Raw genomic sequence first — 15,270 nt, 5'->3', positions numbered from 1 at the left:
CGTGCACCCTCTTGGCACATCGGTATGCGGGTGTCGGCGCGCGCCTTCGCTGCGCCTGCGTCTTCGCCGCGCGAACGACAGTTTCGCCGTTTGCGCGCCGCGTTACGGCTTCTCGCCGCTGCCGCCTTCGCGGACCTTGCCCTGCGCGACGCTCGTGCCGGGCGGCACGCTGTGCGTAAGCCACACGTTGCCGCCGATCACCGAGCCGCGCCCGATCGTCACGCGGCCGAGAATGGTCGCGCCCGCATAGATCACCACGTCGTCCTCGACGATCGGATGCCGCGCGTTGCCCTTCACCAGCGTGCCGTCCCCATCGGCCGGGAAGCTCTTCGCGCCGAGCGTGACGGCCTGGTACACGCGCACGCGCTCGCCGATGATCGCGGTTTCGCCGATCACGACACCGGTGCCGTGATCGATGAAGAAGCTCGGGCCGATCTGCGCGCCCGGGTGAATGTCGATGCCGGTGGCCGAGTGCGCGATTTCATTGATGAAACGGGCGAGCAGCGGCACACCGAGTTGGTGCAGCGCATGCGCGAGCCGATGGTGCATCATCGCGAACACGCCGGGATAGCACAGCAGGATCTCGGTGATGTGCTGCGCGGCCGGATCGCCCGCGTAGGCGGCCTGGATGTCGCTGACCAGCAGCGCGCGAACCACCGGCAACTGCCGGCCGAACTCGCGCGCGATCTCGAACGCGCGTTCGTCGAGTTCCGCGAATGGCGTGTCCGCATGCTCCGGCAGGAACGGCAGCGCGCGGCGGATCTGTTCGGACAGGATCCGCAGCGTGCTTTCGAGCGTGTGGCCGACGTAGTAGTCGACGCTTTCGTCGGTCAGATCCGGCGCGCCGTAGTGCGTCGGGAACATCGACGCACGCAGGCCGGTGACGATCTTGCAGATCGCGTCGCGCGACGGCAGCTCGCGGATGCCGCGCGGATGACGCGTGCGGTGAAGTTCCTCGCGCGATTCGCGCAAGCCGGCAACGATTTCTTCGAGGCCCCACTGACGGGCGGGTGATGTCGACATATGCCAATGCAGGCAGCCGCGCGCGATCGCACGGCCGCTAATAAAGTGACGGGTTCCGCAAGATTACCGCGTTTTCGCCGGGCAGCGGCACGCCGGGGGATCGGCCGGACGGCCGCCGCTGCCGCCGCGCGACGGCGTCAGATCGTGACGCTGCTCGCGTCGATCCAGCGCACGGCCCAGTCGCGCGCATGCGCGATCGCGTCGCCTTCGTCGTTGAACTGGAGCTCGCTCGGGAAAAAACGGTTCGCGACGAGTTCCCCGTCACTCGATCGGGAGATCACGACGTAGGGCTTGAACGATCCGTCAGTGGCGCGCGCGGGCGCGCAATTCAACAGATAACCGCGGTGCGTGAAGGCAGTAGTCGCTTGCATGAATCCGCCACCTCTAGTCCCTTTGCTTGTTGTTCGCTACCCGTCTCTAAGGGTGCTGCGGAGCCCGGTGCGGGCAGAGTCGGCGCGTACTGCATCCCCTGTCGCCGCTTCGCAGGAAAAGAATCATACTCTGTAGAAAACGGGTGTTCTAGCTGAAATAAATCATGACAAATCAGTGCGCGCCGCGCGACCGCGGCGATCGCCCGCGCACCAATTTCCCGTCTTGCCCGGAACGGGATTTGCTTCGATCCGGAGCGCTACGCCGCCAGGAGAGCCGTGATGGAAACGTCAGCTCAAGCGCACGCCGCGCATCCGCGCAGCATCGAACTCGACAACGACGATACGCACGACAGCACCGTCGACACCGACGGCAAGAATCGCGAGGCGGCGCGTCTCGCGAGCGGCAGCCCCTTCCCGCCCGACCAGATCACGGGCAGCAACGCGTCGCTCGTCAACGCGATGCCGGAGGCCGGTGACGGCTTCGCCGGCTTCGACAGCCGGCCGGGCGGCAATCATCCGGCGTTCGCGCTGCGGGCCGGCTACATGGTGATCGAGAAGGGGTTCGACGCGCCGTCGCACGCGGGCGACGCGCCGTACGGCCCGGTTCACCGGATGTACGGCAGCGCGCACTGGCCCGGCCACGGACGCCGGCCGGAACGGGTGATCGAAATCACCGCGGTGCCGCGGTAACGCACGTAGCGTTTGAATCGATCGTTCGATCGGCGGGTTGAAGGGCGCCGACGGCCGATGGCGGCGGACCGGCGTGCGCGTTCGCGCGCCGGCCGGTCGCTCGGTGCGCAGGCGGTGCGATCTTCCGAATCGGCGTCGGAATCGATATCGGCGCCCGGTTCGGGTTCGGCACGCGGGATTTCACGACGCCGATGCATCGGCATTGATCGAAGTCACGTCCTCGCGATACGGATGCGATTCAATGCCCATTCGCGACCGCCGGCACGTCGCTGCAAAGTCCCCGCCGTTGGTTTACCCTGCCTCGCAGCGACGCACGGCCGTTCGGCCGACTTCCGTTCAATCCGCCACTCGGAGACACTATGTACAAGCGCATTCTGGTTGCCATCGACGGCAGCGACACCGCACGCCACGCGTTCGACGCCGCCCTCGCGCTCGCAAAGGAGCACGGTGCCGAACTGCAGCCGTTCTACGTCGTCGAAAACGCCGCGATCTACTACAACGTGCCGGGCTACGACCCGTCCGTGCTGCGCGATCAGCTCATCGCGCAAGGCAATGCGCTCGCGGCGGATTTCAGGAAGCTGATGCAGGCGGCCGGCGTGAAGGGCGAGACGCTGACGAGCGAGGCGTCGTCGCTCAACGACGTGTCGACGCTGATCCTCGACGGTGCGAAAGCATTCGGCGCCGACCTCCTCGTGCTCGGCACGCACGGCCGCCGCGGGTTCCGTCGCCTCGTGCTCGGCAGCATCGCCGAACAGTGCGTGCGGCATGCGACGCTGCCCGTGCTGCTGATCCCGGCCGCCGCGCATACGGACGATCAGGAAGGCTGAGCGGTGTCGGCATCGGCATCGGCATCGGCATCAGGATCGGCATCGGCGTGCGCGGCGCGGCGCGCACGCGCAGCGGCGTGCCTGCACGCAGGCCGCTGCAATGCCCGCGGCATGTGCGCGCGGTCGCGACGTTTTGTCGCCCGACAGCGGCAACTTGCGGTGGGACAATGATTCCGTCGATTCAATGCCGGAGTAAACGATCATGTTGACGCCCGTCGCCACACGCCCCGCCGTACCGTCCCATGCAGGCACCTGGGCGCCCCGCCAGGCCCCGCACTGCTCGTCGTGCGCAATGCGGCACCTGTGCATGCCGCAGGGCCTCGCACCCGACGCGCTCAGCCGCCTCGAATCGGTCATCTGCGCGGCACGCCCGGTCAAGCGCGGCGAAGCGCTGTTCCGCGAAGGCGACACCTTCGACAACCTGTACGCCGTGCGCTCGGGTTCGCTGAAAACCGTCGCCACGCGCCACGACGGCCGCGAGCAGGTCACCGGCCTGCACCTCGCGGGCGAGGCGCTCGGCCTCGACGGTATCTGCGACGACACGCACCCGCGCACCGCGGTCGCGCTGGAAGACAGCTCGGTCTGCGTGATTCCGTACAGCGCGCTCAAGTCGCTGTGCTCGGAAGCCGGCACGATGCAGCTGCGCATGCACAAGCTGATGAGCGAACAGATCGTGCGCGAAACGTCGCAGACCATGCTGCTCGGTTCGCTGAACGCCGAAGAGCGCGTCGCCGCATTCCTGCTCGACGTGTCGGCACGCTACCTGAAGCGCGGTTACTCGCCGTCGGAATTCAACCTGCGGATGACGCGCGAAGACATCGGCAGCTACCTCGGCATGACGCTCGAAACGGTCAGCCGCACACTGTCGAAGTTCCAGAAGCGCGGCCTGATCGAAATGCACGGCCGCCTCGTGCAGATCGTCGACTTCGACGGCCTGCACCACGTCTGACCCCGCGCGGCGCGTGACCTGCGCGCCGCCGCCGGCCGCCATTCGCCGCGCCCGCCTCGATCAGTCGAGAAACAGCGCGGCGCGCGCCTTCAGTGCCGCGCTGAAGTCGTCGAGCCAGCCGATCGACAGGCGCCAGCTCTGCCAGTACAGATCGATATCGACGGTCCGCCCGCGCGACATGTCGACCAGTTCGCCCGCCGCCAGCTGGCGATCGACCATCCGGTCCGGGCACATCCCCCATCCCAGCCCCGTTTCGCAAGCGCGCAGGTAGCCCGCGACGTGCGGGATCCAGTGTTGCGGCGGATCGAGATCCGCGCGCGTCACGCGCCGGACGAAGCGCGCCTGCAAGCCATCCTTCGAATTGAACATCACGCACGGCGCGCGGCGCAGCGCATCGCGCGTGATGCCCGCACCAAAATAGCGCGCGTAAAACGCCGGCGAACACACCGCGCGATAGCGGATACGCCCGAGCCGCATCGACCGGCATCCCTGGATCGGCTCGGCCTGCGCGGTCACCGCGCCCTGCACGCTGCCATCGCGAATTCGCGCGGCCGTATGGTCCTGGTCGTCGATCACGAGGTCGAGCAAGGTCTCGCGCTCGGTGCAGAACGGCCCGACCGCATCGATGAACCAGGTCGCGACGCTGTCGTCGTTGACGGCGACACGCAACGTCGGCCATGCGCTCGCGATCTGGCCCGGCAAGGCGGGCATCCGGCCGCCCAGTTCGGCCTCGAGCAATTGCACGCGCTCGGTATGCCGGCACAGCAGCGCACCCGACGTCGTCGCGACGCACGGCTGCCCGCGCTTGACGAGCACGCTGCCGACACGCTCCTCCAGCAGTTTCACGCGCTGCGATACCGCCGACGGCGTGACGTTCAGCTCCTTGGCCGCCCGCTCGAACGAACCGTGCCGGATCACCGCCGCGAGGGCATCGAGCAATGCGTAGTCGAGCATTAGATTTCCTTAATCTGCATTAGGTGAATTAGCTTCTCTTATGTCTCAGCTCACCGCAGACTAGCGCCAACCGATTCACCCGTCTACTGCGTCACCGCTCCCCATCATGAACTGGATCGCTTTTTCCCACGGCGCCGCCCTGTGCGGGTCGCTCATCGTCACCATCGGCGCGCAGAACGCGTTCGTGCTCCGGCAAGGCATCATGCGCTCGCATGTCGGCAAGATCGTGCTGCTGTGCGCGCTGTCCGACATGATCCTGATCGGCGCGGGCGTCGGCGGCGCGTCGGTCCTCGTCGAACGCTATCCGACCTTCGTCCACATGGTGCTGTACGTCGGCCTCGCGTATCTCGCATGGTTCGGCTTCAACGCGCTGCGTCGCGCGTTCAAGCCGGGACACGCAACGCTCGACGTGCGCGGCGACGCCGTCGCGCCGCCGCCGCAGAGCGCGGTCGCGATCGTGCTGATGACGCTCGCGTTCACGTGGCTCAACCCGCACGTGTATCTCGATACGTTCCTGCTGATCGGCACGGCCGGTGCGCGAGAGCCGGAAGGCACGCGGCTGGCGTTCGCGATCGGCGCGATGTCGGTCAGCGTCGTGTGGTTCCTCGGGCTCGGATACGGTGCGCGACTGCTCGCGCCGTGGTTCCGCAAGGCCGTCGCGTGGCGCGTGCTGGACGGCGCGATCGGCAGCATGGTGCTGTTCCTGGCGGCCGTGCAGTTGCGATAACGGGCTCGGTGAATGATCGATCGCGGGCGGCAACTTGCCGCCCGCTTTTCGTTCCGCTGCGGCGAAGCGGCCAGCTCCGCCCGTCTCTCCCGTTGCCGCGCCCGGCCGCAACAAAATTCGGTTCCCGATCGAACGCGGCGGCACGAATGACCCACGCAGCAGACGATGCGTCCGCCGTCCGCTGCAATTCCTCCGTCTTCACGGCCGCGCGCCCGCTGCACGAATCCGGTCGATCGGCGAGAATGTTCCAGCGTCCCGCGACAACGGCGAACGTGCTTCACCCGACCGCCGTCCCGTCGCATTCATCGCGGCCAATCCCGTCGTTCCAACCCGTCACCCTTCAGATTCCGGAGAGCAACATGGCACTACGCACCCTCGGCACCTCGGACATCCAGGTTTCCCCGCTCGCCTTCGGCGGCAACGTCTTCGGCTGGACCGTCGACGAAAACGCATCGTTTGCGCTGCTCGACGCGCTCGCCGACACCGGCATCAACTTCATCGACACGGCCGACGTCTATTCGGCCTGGGTGCCCGGCAACCGCGGCGGCGAATCGGAGACGATCATCGGCAAGTGGCTGAAGCGTTCCGGCAAGCGCGACCAGGTCGTGATCGCGACCAAGGTCGGCCTGCTCGACGCGCGTGCGGGCCTCACGAAAGACAACATCCTGAAGGCCGCCGACGATTCGCTGCGCCGCCTGCAGACCGACTACATCGACCTGTACTTTTCGCACCGCGATCTGGCCGACACGGCCCCGCTCGAAGAAACGCTCGCCGCATACCAGACGCTGATCGACGCGGGCAAGGTGCGCATCATCGGCGCGTCGAACTACAGCGGCGCGCGCCTGCGCGAAGCCGCCGACATCAGCAAGCGCGACGGCCTGCCCGCGTACCAGGTGATCCAGCCGGAATACAACCTGATCAACCGCGCCGACTACGAGCGCGATCTCGAACCGGTCGTGCGCGACCTGCAGCTCGGCGTCGTCAACTACTACGCGCTCGCGAGCGGCTTCCTGTCGGGCAAGTACCGCAGCGAGGCCGACCTGAAGAAGAGCGTGCGCGGCGATCGCGTCGCCCGCTATCTCGATGCGCGCGGCCTGCGCATTCTCGCGGCGCTCGACGATGTGTCGGCGAAGCACGGCACGCAGCCGGCCGCGATCGCGCTCGCATGGCAGATCGCGCGGCCGACGATCACCGCGCCGATCGCGAGCGCGACGTCGCTCGAACAGCTCGCGCTGCTCGGCGAGGCGATTCGCGTGCGGCTCGACGATGAGGACATTCGGAAGATCGACGCGGCCAGCGCGGTCTGACGTCGCGTACAAGCAGATGACGGCTTGAATCGCGGCGTTTCGCGCTTCAAGCCGCCGGTGCGAGGCCCGGGTGACGCGAACAGGGATGTCGGCATCGCTCACGCCGCGCGCGCGGGAAGAGCGCCGCGAATCACTCGACCGGCGCCCGGTTTCGGCAAGACGATCCGACAACACGCGCTTCTGCTCCAACACAACGAAAAAAATCCACGACACACCGCCGCCCCAGGTCTTCGGCGGCACGCAAACATGCATACCGCCATCGCTTCGCCAGCGCGCGAGATGCGAGCTCGATGAATCACGCGACCACGGCGCAGCTTCAACGAGACGATCCGGCGGCACGCGACTTTTATTCCGTATAACGAAGCAGCTGCGCGTCTCACCGTTCGAACCGAACCGAACAACATACCCCGAACACGCCCGCACGTTTTGCCTTTCCCGGCCATATTCGTTGACTCACACGGACATCCGGCCGCAACGCGCCGCCGCAAGCGCATCCCGGGCCCGCCCCGGGTCTTTCACCGATTGACCGCGCCCGCCGGCGTATCCGAGACTGCGCCGCTCGGGCGGTCATTGGGAGGACGTCATGCCGGACATCAGCACGGGAATCGTGTCGATCTCGACGCGCGCCGTACGCGGCGACGAACGCGTCGACTTCTGGGTCGACCATGTCGCCCGCTCGCTCGTGCGCATCGAATGCAGCGGCAAATCGTCCGAAGGCATCGACGCGTCGCTGCGCAAGCGCGACCTGGGGCTGCTGGGGGTGTGCGACATCGTCGCGAACCGGCATGCGGTCGTGCGCACGCCGCACAACATCCACGCGGACCCGCGCGACGCCGTGTTCGTGTGCCTGATGCACGAAGGGCAGGGCTATACGTTCCAGGACGTCGAGTGCATCCAGCATGCGCCCGGCGACATCGTGCTGTACGACACGTCGATGCCGTACGGTCACGGCTTTCCCGCGAACATGGCGATGACCGTGCTCGACGTGCCGCGCGACGTGTTCGAAGCGCACGTGGGCCCGTGGCGCCATCGCAGCGTCGTCAAGATCGACCGCGACGACGGCGTCACGTCGTGGGCCGCGCGGCAGCTCTACGCACTGCTCGCCGAACCGCACGAATCGATGCCCACCGCGCGCGAACGGCGCGCCGCCGCGATGCTCGACCTGATGCAGTCGATGCTGCGGCTGCGCGACGGCGACGCGTCGCCGACCAAGTCGACCGTCCACACGCTGTCGCGCGCGAAGGCATTCATCGACAGCCATCTCGCCGACGACGATCTCGATACCCGGTCGGTCAGCCGCGCGATCAACCTGTCGCCGCGCCAACTCGCGCGCATCTTCGAAATCGAAGGGATGCCGCTCACGCGCTACATCCTCGCGCGGCGTCTCGAACGCTGCCGCGCCGACCTGCGCGACCGATCGCTGAAACACCTGACGGTCAGCGAAATCGCGTTCCGCTGGGGCTTCAACAACAGCGCGCACTTCAGCCGCAGCTATCGCGCGCGCTTCGGCGAGACGCCGAGCGACACGCGCGCGCCGGGCAACCCGCGCTAGCCGCTCGTCACCGGGTTCTCCCGCTGCGCAATCCACGGCCAATGGTCAGCGCAACGAGATCGCTGCATGAGCCGCCGCGGCGCCCCGCCGTGTCCGCGCGAAGCAAGCCCGGCGTCCGCCCCGGTCAAACGGGGACACGCGCCCGTCGCTAAGCTGGCTTCCTGCGCGGCGGTGCTCGTTCCGCCGCCTGACAGCGAGGAGACAAAGCAGGATGGAGACGTACGACCATATCGTCGTCGGCGGCGGTTCGGCCGGCTGCACGGTGGCACATCGACTGGTGAAGGCAGGCAGGCGCGTGCTACTGCTCGAGGACGGCCCGAAGGACGACAGCCTGTTCATCCGGATTCCGGCGACGTTCATCCGCGTGCTCGGCACGCAGCGCACGGTCACGTTCGAAAGCGAGCCGCAGGCCGGCGCGGCGGGACGCAGGACCTACGTGCCGCAGGGCCGCACGCTCGGCGGCGGCAGTTCGGTCAACGCGATGCTGTACGTGCGCGGCACGCACGCCGACTACGACGAATGGGCCGCGCTCGGCTGCACGGGCTGGCGCTGGAGCGACGTGCTGCCGGTGTTCAAGCGCGCCGAGTCGCACCTGCGGCTGTCCGAGCCGTTCCATGGCACCGACGGGCCGCTGAAGGTCGGCGACACCCGCTTCCGGCATCCGCTGAGCCTCGCGTTCGTGCAGGCCGCGCAGGAAACCGGCATCGCGTACAACGACGATTTCAACGGCGCCGCGCAGCACGGCGCCGGCTTCTACCACACGACGATTTTCGACGGGCAGCGCGGCAGCACCGCGGCGACCTATCTCGCCGACGCGCTCGGCCACCCGAACCTCCGCGTGCTGACCGGCTGCCGCGTGACCCGCGTGCGTTTCGACGGCCGGCGCGCGACCGGCGTCGAATGGCGGATGGAGAACGGCGCGACCGGCTCGGCCACCTCCCGCGCCGACGTCGTACTCGCCGCCGGCGCGCTCAGTACGCCGAAGCTGCTGATGCTGTCGGGCATCGGACCCGGCGCACACCTGCGCGCATACGGCATCGACGTGCTGCACGACAGCCCGGAAGTCGGCGCGAATTTCCAGGACCATCTCGAGGTCTCGATCTACGGCTACAGCCACGCGCCGATCAGCCTGTTCGGCGAGGATCGCGGGCTGAAGGCGCTGCGGCACGGGCTGCAATGGATGCTGACCCGCACGGGCCTGCTGACGTCGAACGTCGTCGAATCCGGCGCGTTCGTCGATACGACCGGCAGCGGCCGCCCCGACATCCAGTTCCACGTGCTGCCGACGCTCGTCGGCGACGTCGATCGCGCACCGCTGCCGGGCCACGGCCTGTCGATCAATCCGTGCCTGTTGCGGCCGCGTTCGCGCGGCTCGGTGCAACTGCGCGGCAACGATCCGGCCGTGCCGATCCGGTTCGACAGCGGCGCACTGTCGGATCCGGCGGACGTCGACGGCCTCGTGCGCGGCGTCGCGCTCGCCCGGAAGATCATCCGCGCGCCGTCGCTCGCCCGCATCGTCCGCGAAGCCGAAGCGCTGACCGACGACGCGCTGGCCGACTACGTGCGGTGCCGCGCGAAAACCGTCTATCACCCGGCCGGCACCTGCCGGATGGGGAGCGACGAAACCGCGGTCGTGACGCCGCGTCTCGCGGTGCAAGGGATCGACGGATTGCGGATCTGCGACGCATCGGTGATGCCGCGCATCGTATCGGGCAACACGAACGCGCCGACGATCATGATCGCGGAACGCTGTGCCGAGTTCATGCTCGCGGAGTGACGCGGCGACTCACGCCGCGACCGGCATGCAATGAAAACGAAAGCGGCGCGTGAGCCACGCGCCGCGTCGGCACCGGTTCCGCTGCTTCAGCGTCAAGCGCTGCGCAGCGCCATCGGCGACGCACCGTAGCGCTCGCGAATCGCACGGCTGAAGTGCGCCTGGCTGGAGAAGCCCCACCGAAACGCGATCTCGCCGATGCTCGTCTTGCGCAGGCGCGCGTCGGTCAGCTCGCGATGCGCATGCGTCAGCCGCTCGGACCAGATGTGCTGCGTGATCGACTCGCCTTCGGCCGCGAAGAGCCGGCCCAGGTGCCGCAACGACAGCCCGACCGCATCGGCCACCGCCTGCGGCCCGAGCTCCGGATCGCCGAGACGGGTCGCGATGTACTGCTTCGCGGTCAGCAGGTACGACAGCGACGCGCGCGATGCGCCTGCGCCGTTCACTTCGGCGTCGATGAGTTCCGCGACCAGCATGCGCGTGTGTTCGACGAAGCGCGCGGCGTCGTCTTCGACCGGCGCCTTCATGAAGCGCTCGACGCTCGCGCGCAGGGTCGCGCCGAGCATCGCGCCCGCGCCCGGTTTCGGCGCGATCCGCAACGGCAGCGCCGCCAGCTCCGCGTCGAATCGATCGTCGAACGTGGCAATCGGGATATCGATCAGCAATTGCCGCATCGGCGTCAGGAATCCGAACAGATAGGGCACGCGCGTATCGTACACGACGATGTCGCCGGCTTCCGCGAGCAGGCAGCGCTCGCGCTGGATGAAATACGCGCGACCGCTCAGGATCTGGCACGCAAACAGCGACTCCTTCGGCAACTGGCGCACCAGCGCGGGGCTGCGCTCGATCACGTGATCGCGCCCGCTGATGTCGGCCACGCCGAGCCCCGGCAGCGCGAGATCGGTCTTCTCGACCTCGAGCCCCGCCGGCGACAGCGACGAGCAGCGCAGGCCGACCAGCGTCGCGGCGTTGAACGCATCCCAGTAGGCCATCCGGTCGCGCACCGGCACGTCGGCCGTCGAGCCGCGCGTGCATGAAAGAACGGTCGAATTCGTCACGTCGCCTCCTGCGGGCGCCTGTCGTGCGGAGCGGCACGGATTGGGGGATGGTTCTTGTGATTACAGGTGCGGCGCGATGTCCGGCCCGATCAAGCAATTCGTCCAGCCCAGTCAAGAGCGGCGCGCACCGGCTGGCTAAAGTCGACCCCACGACACCTAACCACAAGGAGACGAACCGTGGTCGACCAAGCCGTATCCGAATTCTGGCAAAACATCGCGCCGATTGCCAATCCGTTCAAGCCCGATGCGCTGCCGGAAGCGTACATCCCGACCGCGGCCACCGAGGACGCGCGCTATTACGTTCCGTTCACCGAAACGGTTTCGTCGCGGCCGCTGTGGATCTCGCCGTCGCAGAACAGATGGTGCGACATCCTGATGGCGAAGGAAGCCGGGCTCGTGAACCGGCACTACCACCCGCACGAGGTGTTCGCTTACACGCTGTCCGGCAAGTGGGGCTACCTGGAGCACGAATGGACCGCGACGCGCGGCGATTTCGTGTATGAAACGCCCGGCGAAGGCCACACGCTCGTCGCGTTCGATCATCCGGAACCGATGCGCGCGTTCTTCATCGTCAAGGGCCCGTTGATCTGGCTCGACGACGAAGGCAACCCCGACGGCTACTTCGACGTGCATTCGTACATCGCGATGTGCAAGGCGCATTACGAGAAGGTCGGCCTCGGCGCGCACGCGATCGAGAAGCTGTTCCGCTGACGCGCGACGAGGCCGCCCATGACATCCCGCCCTTCCCCCAAACTCGCATGGACGTACGAGAACAGGCTGCTGCTGATCCTGTTCATGACGTTCGGCTTCGTGTTCTTCGACCGCCTCGCGCTGTCGTTCCTGTTCCCGTTCATGTCGGCCGAGCTGCACCTGTCGAACACGCAGCTCGGCATGGTGTCGTCCGCGCTCGCGCTCACGTGGGCGCTGTCGGGCGCCGCGACCGGCGCGTGGTCCGATGCGCGCGGCACGCGCAAGCCGCTGTTGATCGCGGCCGTGCTCGGCTTTTCCGTATGCTCGGCGCTGTCGGGGCTCGTCGGCGGCTTCGCGAGCCTGATCGCGTTCCGCGCGCTGATGGGCATCGCCGAGGGCCCCGTGCTGCCGCTGTCGCAATCGCTGATGGTCGAGAGCTCGACGCCGAGCCGCCGCGGGCTGAACATGGGCCTGCTGCAGGGCTCGGCCGCCGGCCTGCTCGGCGCGATGATCGGGCCGCCCGTCGTGATCGGCATCGCGACCGCCTACGGCTGGCGCGAGGCGTTCTACGTGTCGTGCGTGCCCGGCTTCCTGATCGCGTTCTGCATCTGGCGCTGGGTGCGCGAAGTGCCGCCCGGCGGCGTACGGCATGCACAGGCCGAAAGCGCGGCCACGCACGGTACGCAGACGGCCGGCGGCGCCGCGATCGACCGCTGGGCGCTGCTGAAGGAGCGCAACATCCTGCTCTGCGTGCTGATCAGCTGCTTCTTCCTCACGTGGTTCATCGTGATCATCTCGTTCGCGCCGGTCTTCCTCGTCGAGAGCCGCCACCTGTCCCCGGCCGACATGGGCGTCGTGATGACGTGCCTCGGCGCCGCGTGGGTGTTCTGGGGCTTCGCGGTGCCGGCGATCTCCGACCGGATCGGCCGCAAGCCGACGATGATCGCGTTCGCGCTGATCGCCGCCGCCTGCCCGCTCGTGATGATCCACGTCGATTCGCTCTGGGCGCTCGGCGCGCTCGTGTTCGTCACGTACACCGGCCTCGGCTGCTTCACGCTGTTCATGGCGACGATCCCGGCCGAAACGGTGCCGCCCCGCGCGATCGCCAGCGCGCTCGGCCTGATCATGGGCGCGGGCGAGCTGATCGGCGGCTTCGTCGCGCCGACCGTCGCGGGCTTCGCCGCCGACAAGTACGGCCTGCAGTTCGCGATGTGGACGTCGGCCGCCGGCGCGATCCTCGCGTGCGTGCTGTCGTTCGGCCTGGTCGAAACCGCGCCCGCGGTGCTGCGCAAGCGCGCGCGCGCCGATGCCGCTCCCCGTCTCGATACGCAAAACCTCGGAGGACGCTGACATGCGCGCACTTCAATGGCACGGCCCGCTCGACATCCGCCTGGTCCATCTCGACACGCCGCGCGCCGGGCCCGGCGAGGTTCGCATCGCGGTCGCGTATTGCGGCATCTGCGGCAGCGACCTGCACGAATACGCGGACGGCCCGCACGCGATTCCCGTCGACGCGCCGCATCCGCTGTCCGGCCGCACCGCGCCGCTGACGCTCGGTCATGAGTTCTGCGGCACCGTCGTCGAAGTCGGCGCGGGCGTCACGACGCTGGTCCCCGGCGACCGCGTGGCGGTCGAGCCCGAGTATCACTGCCACCAGTGCGCGTATTGCCGCGCGGGGTCGTACAACCTGTGCGTGTCGATGGGTTTCGCCGGCCTGATGGGCGACGGCGGAATGGCCGATTTCGCGGTCGTGCCGGCCTACATGCTGCACCGCCTGCCCGACGACGTCAGTCTCGAACAGGCCGCGGTGATGGAACCGGCGGCCGTCGCGCTGCACGCGCTGCGGCGCGGCGAGCTGCGGCTCGGCAACACCTGCGCGGTGTTCGGGCTCGGGCCGATCGGCCTGCTGCTGATCATGCTCGCGAAACTGCAGGGCGCGACGACCATCGTCGCGGTCGACGTGTCGCCCGAGCGGCTCGCGGCGGCCGCGCGCTTCGGCGCGACGCACGCGTTCGACGCGCGCTCGCTCGACGCCCCGGTGCTGCGCGATGCGATCCGCGAAGCGGCGGGCGGGCTCGGCGTCGATGTGAGCTTCGAGGCGGCCGGCCTGCCGGCCACGTTCGAGGCGGCGATGCAGGGGCTGCGCAAGGGCGGCCGCCTCGTGATGGTCGGCCTGATGCCGCACGCGGGCTTCGATGCGTTCCGCGCGGTCAACGACGAGCTGACCTTCACGGCGAGCGTCGGCTACCGGCACGTGTACGAAGATCTGCTGCGGCTGATCGGGTCAGGCGCGCTCGATCTCACGTCGATCGTCACGCGCACCGTCTCGCTCGAGGACGCCGTCGGCGACGGCTTCGACGCGCTGCTCGCCGATCGCGCGCAGATCAAGATCCTGGTTGCGCCATCGCGCCGGCATGCGCGCCGCCTTCACACCGTCGGGAGCATCGAACATGAGCCGCCCCTGGTCGTTTGACGGCAAGACCGTCGTTGTCACGGGCGGCACGTCGGGCATCGGCGCGCGCACCGCGTGGCGTTTCGCGGAAGCGGGCGCGTCGGTCGTCGCGCTCGGGCTCGATGCCGCCGGCCCGCATGCGCCGGTGCATCCCGGCATCGGCTGCGTGGAGCTCGACGTGACCGACGACGCAGCATTGACGCGGCAGATCCGCTCGCTGCCGCGCGTCGACGTGCTCGTCAACGGCGTCGGCATCAGCCGGCACGCGGACGAATACCGGATGGACCAGTTCGAACTCGTGCTGAACGTGAACCTGACGTCGGTGATGCGGGCGTCCGACGCCGCGCTGCCGGCACTCTCGGCGAACGGCGGCAGCATCGTCAACGTCGCGTCGATGTACACGTACTTCGGCAGCAAGGATCGCCCGGCATACAGCGCGAGCAAGGGCGGCATCGCGCAACTGACGCGCTCGCTCGCGCAGGCGTGGGCCGAGCGCGGCATCCGCGTGAACGCGGTGGCGCCCGGCTGGATCGACACGCCGCTCAGCAGCGGGCTGATGGCCGACGCGCAGGCGTCGCGGCGGATTCTCGATCGCACGCCGCTCGCGCGCTGGGGCACGGCCGACGAGGTCGCGGACGTGATCCTGTTCCTGTGCTCGCCCGGCGCATCGTTCGTCACCGGCGCGATCGTGCCGGTGGATGGCGGGTATTCGACGGTCTAGCGCCGGGGGCGCGCGTGCATCGGCGCAGGAGACGTGCGTCGGTGTCCGCGTGCCGGAATGCCGGCGTGCCGCCTCCGGCTTACGTTTTCGGCTCCTGCTTTCGGCTCCTGTTTCCGGGCGCGACCCGATCGAGCGTTGCACGTTTCACTATCTTCATATCAATCAGTAGTCCAAT

The 15,270-nt window shown here is 68.2% G+C and carries 15 protein-coding genes; 11 read left to right on the top strand and 4 right to left on the bottom strand.

The genetic code is table 11. The annotated features are described in order from the left end of the window. Window positions 1-102 precede the first annotated feature (102 nt). Together epsC and DIE12_RS32895 are read right to left on the bottom strand one after the other, a co-directional pair. Window positions 103-1,023 (bottom strand): serine O-acetyltransferase EpsC, encoded by a 921-nt coding sequence (epsC, locus tag DIE12_RS32900; protein ID WP_124489014.1) that lies wholly within the window; start codon window positions 1,021-1,023, stop codon window positions 103-105. A 137-nt stretch (window positions 1,024-1,160) separates the two neighbouring features. After that, window positions 1,161-1,394: a hypothetical protein gene (locus DIE12_RS32895; protein ID WP_044846464.1), complete on the bottom strand. Its 234-nt coding sequence runs from the start codon at window positions 1,392-1,394 to the stop codon at window positions 1,161-1,163. Window positions 1,395-1,673: 279 nt separating this feature from the next. Here DIE12_RS32895 and DIE12_RS32890 point away from each other — a divergent pair, with 279 nt between their 5' ends. The 3 genes from DIE12_RS32890 (at window position 1,674) to fnr (ending at window position 3,860) form a co-directional block, all read left to right on the top strand. After that, on the top strand, window positions 1,674-2,084 hold the full coding sequence (locus DIE12_RS32890; protein WP_124489013.1) for a DUF3005 domain-containing protein: 411 nt from the start codon (window positions 1,674-1,676) through the stop codon (window positions 2,082-2,084). A 359-nt stretch (window positions 2,085-2,443) separates the two neighbouring features. After that, window positions 2,444-2,911, top strand: coding sequence for a universal stress protein (locus DIE12_RS32885; RefSeq protein ID WP_124489012.1), 468 nt, complete (start codon window positions 2,444-2,446; stop codon window positions 2,909-2,911). A 202-nt stretch (window positions 2,912-3,113) separates the two neighbouring features. Beyond that, window positions 3,114-3,860 (top strand): fumarate/nitrate reduction transcriptional regulator Fnr, encoded by a 747-nt coding sequence (gene fnr / locus DIE12_RS32880; protein WP_044846467.1) that lies wholly within the window; start codon window positions 3,114-3,116, stop codon window positions 3,858-3,860. A gap of 60 nt (window positions 3,861-3,920) precedes the next feature. Here the strand turns inward: fnr and DIE12_RS32875 are convergent, their stop codons facing one another. Then, entirely contained in the window at window positions 3,921-4,814 is an 894-nt protein-coding gene (locus tag DIE12_RS32875; protein WP_124489011.1) for a LysR family transcriptional regulator ArgP, read from the bottom strand. A 106-nt stretch (window positions 4,815-4,920) separates the two neighbouring features. Between DIE12_RS32875 and DIE12_RS32870 the strand changes: the two genes are divergently transcribed. From DIE12_RS32870 to DIE12_RS32855, 4 genes are all read left to right on the top strand, one after another. Then, a complete protein-coding gene (locus DIE12_RS32870) occupies window positions 4,921-5,541 on the top strand; it encodes a LysE/ArgO family amino acid transporter (protein ID WP_124489010.1) in 621 nt (206 codons plus the stop codon). A gap of 359 nt (window positions 5,542-5,900) precedes the next feature. Then, a complete protein-coding gene (locus tag DIE12_RS32865) occupies window positions 5,901-6,848 on the top strand; it encodes an aldo/keto reductase (RefSeq protein ID WP_124489009.1) in 948 nt (315 codons plus the stop codon). A gap of 583 nt (window positions 6,849-7,431) precedes the next feature. Further along, entirely contained in the window at window positions 7,432-8,400 is a 969-nt protein-coding gene (locus DIE12_RS32860; RefSeq protein ID WP_124489008.1) for a helix-turn-helix domain-containing protein, read from the top strand. Between the two features lie 187 nt (window positions 8,401-8,587). Beyond that, window positions 8,588-10,177, top strand: coding sequence for a GMC family oxidoreductase (locus DIE12_RS32855; protein ID WP_409362236.1), 1,590 nt, complete (start codon window positions 8,588-8,590; stop codon window positions 10,175-10,177). A gap of 92 nt (window positions 10,178-10,269) precedes the next feature. Here the strand turns inward: DIE12_RS32855 and DIE12_RS32850 are convergent, their stop codons facing one another. After that, window positions 10,270-11,232, bottom strand: a complete 963-nt coding sequence (locus DIE12_RS32850; RefSeq protein WP_124489006.1) for a helix-turn-helix domain-containing protein — start codon at window positions 11,230-11,232, stop codon at window positions 10,270-10,272. A gap of 177 nt (window positions 11,233-11,409) precedes the next feature. On the opposite strand from DIE12_RS32850, the gene DIE12_RS32845 reads away from it, so the two are divergent. The 4 genes from DIE12_RS32845 to DIE12_RS32830 are packed head-to-tail and all read left to right on the top strand — an operon-like array spanning window position 11,410 to window position 15,095. After that, window positions 11,410-11,943, top strand: coding sequence for a 2,4'-dihydroxyacetophenone dioxygenase family protein (locus DIE12_RS32845; RefSeq protein ID WP_124489005.1), 534 nt, complete (start codon window positions 11,410-11,412; stop codon window positions 11,941-11,943). Window positions 11,944-11,961: 18 nt separating this feature from the next. Beyond that, the gene (locus DIE12_RS32840) at window positions 11,962-13,272 is read left to right on the top strand and encodes an MFS transporter (protein WP_124489004.1); all 1,311 of its coding nucleotides are present in this window, start codon (window positions 11,962-11,964) and stop codon (window positions 13,270-13,272) included. 1 nt (window position 13,273) lies between these two features. Then, window positions 13,274-14,395 carry a 2,3-butanediol dehydrogenase gene (locus DIE12_RS32835; RefSeq protein WP_124489003.1) on the top strand — a complete coding sequence of 374 codons (1,122 nt, stop codon included), beginning with the start codon at window positions 13,274-13,276 and terminating at the stop codon, window positions 14,393-14,395. After that, entirely contained in the window at window positions 14,373-15,095 is a 723-nt protein-coding gene (locus DIE12_RS32830) for an SDR family NAD(P)-dependent oxidoreductase (RefSeq protein WP_124489002.1), read from the top strand. Before DIE12_RS32835 ends, DIE12_RS32830 begins: the two co-directional genes overlap by 23 nt. Window positions 15,096-15,270 lie beyond the last annotated feature (175 nt).

It is taken from the genome of Burkholderia sp. Bp9015, assembly GCF_003853505.1.
Classification (GTDB): Bacteria; Pseudomonadota; Gammaproteobacteria; order Burkholderiales; family Burkholderiaceae; genus Burkholderia.
This window is presented reverse-complemented; position numbering and strand designations above follow the sequence as displayed.

Excerpts from the sequence above, each read along its gene's own strand:
- epsC (WP_124489014.1), bottom strand. The coding sequence starts at position 1,023 with ATGTCGACATCACCCGCCCGTCAGTGGGGCCTCGAAGAAATCGTTGCC.
- fnr (WP_044846467.1), top strand. The coding sequence starts at position 3,114 with ATGTTGACGCCCGTCGCCACACGCCCCGCCGTACCGTCCCATGCAGGC.
- DIE12_RS32885 (WP_124489012.1), top strand. The coding sequence starts at position 2,444 with ATGTACAAGCGCATTCTGGTTGCCATCGACGGCAGCGACACCGCACGC.
- DIE12_RS32870 (WP_124489010.1), top strand. The coding sequence starts at position 4,921 with ATGAACTGGATCGCTTTTTCCCACGGCGCCGCCCTGTGCGGGTCGCTC.
- DIE12_RS32830 (WP_124489002.1), top strand. The coding sequence starts at position 14,373 with ATGAGCCGCCCCTGGTCGTTTGACGGCAAGACCGTCGTTGTCACGGGC.
- DIE12_RS32895 (WP_044846464.1), bottom strand. The coding sequence starts at position 1,394 with ATGCAAGCGACTACTGCCTTCACGCACCGCGGTTATCTGTTGAATTGC.
- DIE12_RS32865 (WP_124489009.1), top strand. The coding sequence starts at position 5,901 with ATGGCACTACGCACCCTCGGCACCTCGGACATCCAGGTTTCCCCGCTC.
- DIE12_RS32875 (WP_124489011.1), bottom strand. The coding sequence starts at position 4,814 with ATGCTCGACTACGCATTGCTCGATGCCCTCGCGGCGGTGATCCGGCAC.
- DIE12_RS32860 (WP_124489008.1), top strand. The coding sequence starts at position 7,432 with ATGCCGGACATCAGCACGGGAATCGTGTCGATCTCGACGCGCGCCGTA.
- DIE12_RS32840 (WP_124489004.1), top strand. The coding sequence starts at position 11,962 with ATGACATCCCGCCCTTCCCCCAAACTCGCATGGACGTACGAGAACAGG.
- DIE12_RS32890 (WP_124489013.1), top strand. The coding sequence starts at position 1,674 with ATGGAAACGTCAGCTCAAGCGCACGCCGCGCATCCGCGCAGCATCGAA.
- DIE12_RS32835 (WP_124489003.1), top strand. The coding sequence starts at position 13,274 with ATGCGCGCACTTCAATGGCACGGCCCGCTCGACATCCGCCTGGTCCAT.